Here is a 7,339-nt window from a genome sequence, read left to right as displayed (position 1 = left end):
GTGTTGCCCCGCAAGGTGGCACTGATCGCGGCTCTTGCCGGCGGCATCCTCTTCTACCTGGCGCAGCGGCTCGGCAACGTTTACGTCGACGGCGTGATCGGCAACAACGCGGCCTATGGAGCGCTCGCGTTGCCGCTGGCGCTGCTGGTGTGGATCTACCTGCTGACCCGGGCGATCATGCTGATCGCGGCGTGGGCGAAGGAAGCGACGCTCGACTATCGCTGGCGTACCGGCGAGGCCGAGGAAGCCGCTCGCGCCGCGATGCCCTTCGAGACCGACCAGCCCGCGTACGCCGCCCGCTCCGCGCGCCCGAGTGGTCCAGCTGAGCCCGACGCGGACGGGCTGCTCCCAGGACCTCCCGGCAAGAAGTACAAGGTGATCCCGATCCCCGCCCGCAAGGCGGACACGGTCGCCGTAGCCGCCGGCGCCCTCCTAGGCGCCACCGCCACCGCCCTCACCGTCCAACTAGCCCGCGCCGCCCGCTCCTTGCGCCGTTAGTGGCGGCGGGAGCGTCTTGTGCGGAGGGTGCGGGGGCGGCGGAGGAAGAGGGGGAGTAGGAGGAAGGGTGGGGCCGCGTAGGCCCAGACGGGGATGCGGAGGGCGAGACCCTGGACTGCCTGGCCCGGTGCCAGCACGGCCCGGGTGCGCTTCGGGAGTTGCGAACCGGCTGAGGACTTCTTGGAGACGTTGGGCCCGTCGCCGGCGGTCTCGGTGATCGTGGGCTTGACCAGGGTGCCGACCGGGCTGAGCAAGTCGTACTTCGCGAAGGTCCAGTCGAGCAGTGTCGAGGCGTCCTCGGTGATCCCGTGTGGCGAGTTCATCAGCGTCACCACCAGCGTGTGCCCGTCGCGCCGGGCCGCACCGACGAACGTGTTGCGCGCCAGCGTCGTGTAGCCCGTCTTCACCCCGAGCGCGCCGTCGTAGTTGAACAGCAGCTTGTTCTGGTTGGCGACCTGGTACGTACCAGCCTTCGCCAGTGGAAAGTTCGTGTACTTCGTGCTCGCGTACTTCGCGAAGTCCGGCCGCCGGAGACCCGCCTGCGCGAACAACGCCAGGTCGTACGAGCTGGAGTACTGCCCGTCCGCGTCCAGTCCGGTCGGATCGGTGACGTGTGTGTCGCGCGCCCCGATCTCCGCTGCCAGCTTGTTCATCCGCTGGATGGTGGCCGGCACGCCGCCTTCATCGTGCGCGGCAAGCGCGTGGACAGCGTCATTGCCGGACGCCAGGAACATCCCCTGGAACAGCAGGTCGACCGAGTACCGCAGGCCCGGATAGACACCGACCTTGCTGCCCTCGATGCCGGCATCCTCGTCTGTGCCGATCACCTGGTCCGACTTGTTCAGCCGGGGGAGGAGGACCAGCGCGGTGAGCGTCTTGAGCGTGCTCGCCGGGCGGAGCTTGGCATGCGGAGCCTTGGCGGCCAGTACCGAGCCTGTATCGACGTCCGCGACCACGTACGCCGACGCCTGCACCGCCGGCGGTGTCGCTCCGTCAGCGACGACCGTCGGCTCCGTCGTCAGCTGGTCGCCGCCGACCGAGCCCTGGGGGCTCTGGCCGGCGGCGGTCGCTGCAAGAGGACCTGCCACCACCAGTGCGGTGGTGGCGACGGCCGTCAGGAGGACACGCATCGGCGGCACTCTAGACGGCCTCTGGTCCACGAGTCACGCGCGGTAGGCAGTCCAGGCGTTGCTGATGCGAGTGCTCTGGCCCGGAGTGAACTGGTTGTAGCAGGAGTCGTACGAGTAATCCATGTAGTTGTGGATCGGGTCCACGCCGGGCAGCGAGCAGGAGTTGCGCCCGGTCGGGCAGCCACTGCTGGCGCTGGTCTGAGCCGGGGTGTCCGAGACGGAGTCGTTCGTGGAAGTACAGCCGCCCTGGAACGTGTGGTAGAGCCCGAACCAGTGGCCGGCCTCGTGCGTAGCGGTCTTGCCGAGGTTGAAGTTGGTCGCCGAACCACCGGGCAGCGAGCTGTATTGCACCCGGATCCCGTCGATCGACGGGTTGCTCGCGTAGTCCCACGGGAAGGTGGCGATGCCGAGGTAGCTGAAGTTGACGAGCCAGATGTTCAGCGCGTTCTTGCCACCCTTGCGGGTCTGCGCACGGTACGTGGTGCTCTGGCCGTCGGTGTGCCAGGTGCTGTTGTTGTACCGGTACGTCCCGGCCAGCGTAAACGTGAACCCGGTGTTCGCAGCGGCCGAGGATTCGCCGCCGGCGAAGTCCTGGTTCAGCTCAGCGATCTGCTGGGTGATCTGGCTGGCGGTCACGTCGCCGGCACCGCTGCTGCTCCGCATCACGTGGATGTAGACCGGAACCGTCGCCGCGGCGAGCTTGCCGGCCGCCGGCGCAAGACCACGAGCACGCTTGGCGGCGAGCAGTTGAGCGGTCTGTGCGTCGATCGCCTTCTGCTCGGCAGCACTCATCTCGCGAGTGTCGGCACCGAGGCCGCCACGAGCGGACGGTCCTTCGGCCGGGGTGAGACAGGGAGTGCTCAGCTGCTCGACCGGTACCTGGGCCGTGGCCTGGCCGCCGAGCGGACTGAAAGCGAGCGCCGAACCAGCCAGCAGGACGGCGAAGACGCGGGGGCGGGTGATGAGAGATCGCATGGATGCGCTCCTCGAGATCATTGGCCGCGGGGCGGGCGACCGGATCAGCCGATTTTGAGCGTCATCGCGCCAAGTGCAAAGCCGTTCACTGTCCGGATCGTGCCAAGGCAGTACTGCGCCTGCCCGGCCGGCCTCACCAGGAAGGGCCGGCGCGGAGTACGGCGCGGACGTCATCGAGCCGGAGGTCGTCCGGGCCGAACTCGACAAGTCGCCAGGTGGCGCCTGCGGCGACGTACGGAGCGGGATCGGCGTCGGGCGAGAGCCCGACCGCGAGATCGAACGGCGAGGTGGCGTCCTGGCGGAGCTTTGCGAGGGTTTCGGAGATCTCTGCGACCTGGTCGGGGTGGTCGAGGTTGACCGGGAAGAAGCCGTCGTAGCGGACGGCGCGGCGTAGTGGTTTGAGGTTGCCGGGGAATCCTGCGACCCAGACCGGTACTCCGGGTTGCTGGACCGGGCGGGGGAGGAAGCGGATGCCGTCGACCGTGTAGTGCTGCCCTTGGTGGTGTACCTCTTCGCCGCTCCAGGCCGCGGTGAGCACGTCGAGGCATTCGTCGAGCATTGCGGCGCGGAGGCGGTCATCGGTCTCGTCACCTGTGCCGGAGAACTCGCGGCCGAACCGGTCGCTGCCGAGCCCGACTCCCAACGTCAGCCGCCCTCCGCTCAACTGATCCAGCGTCGCCGTCTCCCGCGCCACCTTGACCGGCCTACGCCGCGCGAGAGGCGTGACCATCGGACCCAGCCGCAGCCGCTCGGTTCGCGCTGCCATGGCCGCGAGCACGATCCACGGATCCGCAACCCGCTGGACCGGATCACGCCAGTTGACGTGGTCCCAGAGGAAGACCCCGTCCCAGCCGGCCTCCTCCGCCTCCACAGCCAGCTGTACTGCGACGGCCGGGTCCGCCAGTTCGTCAAAGAGCGGGAACCACAACGCCGACCGGAGGCCGAGCCCGGCCGACGAGGTCTGGCCGGGCTCGCTCGATGCTGCAGTCTGGGTCATTGGCCGATCATGGCAGCCAGTCTGGGTCAGGGCTCGATCACGACAACTCGGACTCCGCCTGCTGGATCGCGGCGAACTCCTCTTCGGGAGCCGAGGCGACCAGGTGGTGGCGGCTGTAGAACCAGAAGTAGGCGATGGCGACCACGAAGATGCCCGCGGTGATCGCGGCGGCCTTCTCGTCCACGAAGAAGGTCGCGATCACGGCCGTCACGGCCAGTACCAGAGCGACGCTGGTGGTGACGACGCCGCCCGGAGTCCGGTACGGCCGCTCGAGGCCTGGTTCGCGGGTGCGCAGCACGATGTGCGCCAGCATCATCAGCACATACGACACGGTTGCGCCGAACACCGCGATGTTGATCAGTAGCGCGCCGTCCTGGGTGATCGCCGCGAGCAGGAAGCCGATCAGGCCGGGCACGGTCAGCGCCAGGTACGGCGTCTTGCGCTTCCCCGTCACCGACAGGAACCTCGGGAGATAACCCGCCCGGGACAACGCGAACAGTTGCCGCGAGTACGCGTACACGATGGAGAAGAAGCTGGCCACGAGGCCGGCAAGACCCACGTAGTTGACGAAGTCCGCGACCCACGGGTCACCGCCGAGCGCAGTACGGATGGCCAAGGGCAACGGGTTGTCCGAGTCGGCGACGACCGAGGAACCGGCACCGCCCGCGGTGAAGACCAGCATCAGGCCGGCGAAGACCAGCAGGATCGCCATCGCCGTGATGATGCCGCGCGGCATGTCCTTGACCGGATCCCGCGCCTCCTCGGCAGCCAGCGGCACGCCCTCCACGGCCAGGAAGAACCAGATCCCGTAGACGAGCGCGGCCAGCACCCCGGCGTACCCGAAGGGGATGAAGTCGCTCGCGCCGGCCGCCGAGTTCGGCACGATGTCGAACAACTTGTCGGCGTCGAACTGCGGCACCATCGCGATCACGAACACCACCAGCCCGACCACGGCGATCGCCGTGATGGCCATGGTCAACTTCAGTGCCTCGCCCACGCCGTACAGGTGGATGCCGATGAAGATCACGTAGCAGGCCAGGTACACCGGCCAGCTGGAGGTCAGGCCGAACAACCCCAGCGCTTCGACATAGCCGCCGATGAAGGTGGCGATGGCGGCTGGGGCGATCGCGTACTCGATCAGGATCGCCGTGCCGGTCGCGAACCCGCCGAGTGGGCCGAGTGCGCGCCGGGCGAACCCGTACCCCGCGCCGGCGACCGGGATCGCGGATGCCAGCTCGGCCAGCCCGAAGACCATGCAGGTGTACATCGTGGCCATCAGCACGGTGGCGATCAGCAGCCCGCCCCAGCCGCCCTCGGCCAGCCCGAAGTTCCAGCCGGCGTAGTCGCCGGAGATGACGTAGGCGACCCCGAGCCCGGCCAGCAGCACCCAGCCGGCCGCGCCCCGCCGCAGCTGTCGTTGCTCGAGGTACTCCTTGCCGACCTGCTGGTAGTCGACGCGCTCGTTCTTCCGGCTCATCGCGGGGCCTCCAATGGTCTACCGCCATACCACTAGGAATGGCCACGAGGTTCCTCGCGCGGCGACCCGCTGTCAAGGGAATGGACTGATTGACATCACCGCCTACCCTTGCGTCAATGGACTGACCGCAGACCAATAGACCTTCCGGGAGCGACCGTGGCCTCAAACACCGGCAAACTGACCGTCCAGGCACTCCGCGACCTGGTCGCCTCCGGCACCATCGACACGGTCCTGGTCGCGATCACCGATATGCAGGGGCGCCTGCAGGGCAAGCGCTGCGGGGCCAGGTACTTCCTCGAGGAAGTACTCGCGCACGGCACCGAGGGCTGCAACTACCTGCTCGCGGTCGACGTCGACATGAACACCGTCGACGGCTACGAGATGTCCTCCTGGGAGCGCGGCTACGGCGACCTGCTGATGGCGCCGGACCTCGACACGCTCCGGTTGCTGCCCTGGCTGCCGGGCACAGCGCTCGTGATCTGCGACGTGCAGTGGCTGGACAAGACGCCGATGCCCGCCAGCCCCCGGCAGATCCTCAAGGCCCAGCTGGACCGGCTGGCCGAGCGCGGGCTGAAGGCGTTCGTCGGGACCGAGCTCGAGTTCATCGTCTTCAACGACACCTTCGAGTCGGCCTGGAACAAGACCTACAAGGACCTCGAGCCCGCGAACCAGTACAACGTCGACTACTCGATGCTCGGCACCGCCCGGATCGAGCCGCTGCTGCGGGACATCCGTAACTCGATGGAAGGCGCCGGCCTGTACGTCGAGTCCGCCAAGGGCGAGTGCAACCTCGGCCAGCAGGAGATCGCCTTCCGGTACGACGAGGCGCTGGCCACCTGCGACAACCACTCGATCTACAAGAACGGTGCCAAGGAGATCGCCTCGCTGCATGGCAAGAGCCTGACCTTCATGGCGAAGTACAACGAGCGCGAGGGCAACTCGTGCCACATCCACCTGAGCTTCCGTAGTACGGACGGAAGCGCTGTCTTGGCCGGGGATCGCGAGCACGGATTCTCCGAGTTGATGGAGCGGTTCGTCGCGGGGCAGCTCGCCTGCTTGCCCGAGTTCACCTATCTGCTGGCGCCGAACATCAACTCCTACAAGCGGTTCGTGCCGGGCAGCTTCGCGCCGACGGCCGTCGCTTGGGGGCTCGACAACCGCACCTGCTCGCTGCGGGTTGTCGGGCACGGCGAGTCGCTCCGGGTGGAGAACCGGCTGCCGGGCGGCGACGTGAACCCGTACCTCGCCGTCGCCGCGCTGATCGCCTCCGGCCTGCACGGCATCGAGAACGAACTCGAGATGGAGCCGATGCTCGAGGGCAACGCCTACAACTCCGACAAGCCGCACGTGCCGACCACGTTGCGCGAGGCGTCGGCGTTGTTCGGCGGCTCGAAGATCGCCCGCGAGGCCTTCGGCGACGAGATGGTCGATCACTACGTCAACGCGGCAAGGGTGGAGCTGGACGCCTACGACGCCGCTGTCACCGATTGGGAGCGAGTCCGTGGTTTCGAACGTCTCTAAACCGCGCATCGGCATCACCACCTACCTGGAGCCGACGATCTGGGGAGTCTGGGAGCGGGACGCCTCGCTGCTGCCCCGGGTCTACCTCGACGCCGTGGTCGCCGCGGGCGGAGTACCGCTGCTGCTCCCGCCGGTCGGCACCGACCCGACCGTGCTGGAACTGCTCGACGGCCTGATCATCGCCGGCGGTTGTGACGTCGACCCCAGCTCGTACGACGCTGAGCCGCATCCGGAGACTGTGGACACCCGGCCGGGCCGGGACGAACACGAGGCGATCCTGATCCGTGCGGCGCTGTCCGCCGACGTTCCGCTGCTCGCCATCTGCCGAGGGTTGCAGATGCTGAACGTCACTCTGGGCGGCACCCTTCAGCAACATCTGCCGGACGCGGTCGCGCACGACGAGCACCGGCCGTCCCCGGCGGTCTTCGGGCAGACCGAGGTGAAGGTCGAGCCGGAGACGCTGACCGGCAGGCTCTTCGGCGATCGCACCACCGTGCCCTGCTACCACCACCAGGCGATCGATGTCGTCGCACCGACGCTGCAGGTCACGGCCCGGGCCGGTGACGGAACGGTCGAAGCGGCCGAGGTGACCGGCCACGACTTCGCGCTCGGGGTGCAGTGGCATCCCGAGGAGAACCCAGACGATCTCAGGCTGTTCACCGCACTGGTGGAGGCCGGAAGGAGAACCACCCCGTGACTCACGATGTGATCAACCCGGCCACCGAGAAGGTGGTTCGGACG

The 7,339-nt window shown here is 68.0% G+C and carries 7 protein-coding genes; 3 read left to right on the top strand and 4 right to left on the bottom strand.

From position 1 onward, the window contains the following. A partial coding sequence (locus tag VFG33_RS04765) for a YhjD/YihY/BrkB family envelope integrity protein (RefSeq protein WP_325022775.1) occupies positions 1-498 on the top strand: 498 nt, incomplete at its 5' end. On the opposite strand, the gene VFG33_RS04760 is transcribed toward VFG33_RS04765, so the two are convergent. From VFG33_RS04760 to eat, 4 genes are all read right to left on the bottom strand, one after another. Beyond that, the gene (locus tag VFG33_RS04760; RefSeq protein WP_325022773.1) at positions 495-1,628 is read right to left on the bottom strand and encodes a D-alanyl-D-alanine carboxypeptidase family protein; all 1,134 of its coding nucleotides are present in this window, start codon (positions 1,626-1,628) and stop codon (positions 495-497) included. The two genes, VFG33_RS04765 and VFG33_RS04760, sit on opposite strands and share 4 nt — an antisense overlap. A gap of 33 nt (positions 1,629-1,661) precedes the next feature. Further along, positions 1,662-2,603, bottom strand: coding sequence for a zinc metalloprotease (locus VFG33_RS04755; protein WP_325022771.1), 942 nt, complete (start codon positions 2,601-2,603; stop codon positions 1,662-1,664). Between the two features lie 133 nt (positions 2,604-2,736). Continuing rightward, positions 2,737-3,600 (bottom strand): LLM class flavin-dependent oxidoreductase, encoded by an 864-nt coding sequence (locus VFG33_RS04750; protein WP_325022769.1) that lies wholly within the window; start codon positions 3,598-3,600, stop codon positions 2,737-2,739. Between the two features lie 37 nt (positions 3,601-3,637). Beyond that, positions 3,638-5,077: an ethanolamine permease gene (eat, locus tag VFG33_RS04745; RefSeq protein ID WP_325022767.1), complete on the bottom strand. Its 1,440-nt coding sequence runs from the start codon at positions 5,075-5,077 to the stop codon at positions 3,638-3,640. Between the two features lie 156 nt (positions 5,078-5,233). Between eat and VFG33_RS04740 the strand changes: the two genes are divergently transcribed. Further along, the gene (locus tag VFG33_RS04740; RefSeq protein WP_325022765.1) at positions 5,234-6,598 is read left to right on the top strand and encodes a glutamine synthetase family protein; all 1,365 of its coding nucleotides are present in this window, start codon (positions 5,234-5,236) and stop codon (positions 6,596-6,598) included. Beyond that, positions 6,579-7,295 (top strand): gamma-glutamyl-gamma-aminobutyrate hydrolase family protein, encoded by a 717-nt coding sequence (locus VFG33_RS04735; RefSeq protein WP_325022763.1) that lies wholly within the window; start codon positions 6,579-6,581, stop codon positions 7,293-7,295. Before VFG33_RS04740 ends, VFG33_RS04735 begins: the two co-directional genes overlap by 20 nt. Positions 7,296-7,339: the final 44 nt, after the last annotated feature.

Origin of the sequence: Kribbella sp., assembly GCF_035687465.1 — a bacterium.
GTDB lineage: Bacteria > Actinomycetota > Actinomycetes > Propionibacteriales > Kribbellaceae > Kribbella.
The sequence above is the reverse complement of the archived record's forward strand: the minus strand, read 5'-3'. Positions and strand labels throughout refer to the sequence as shown.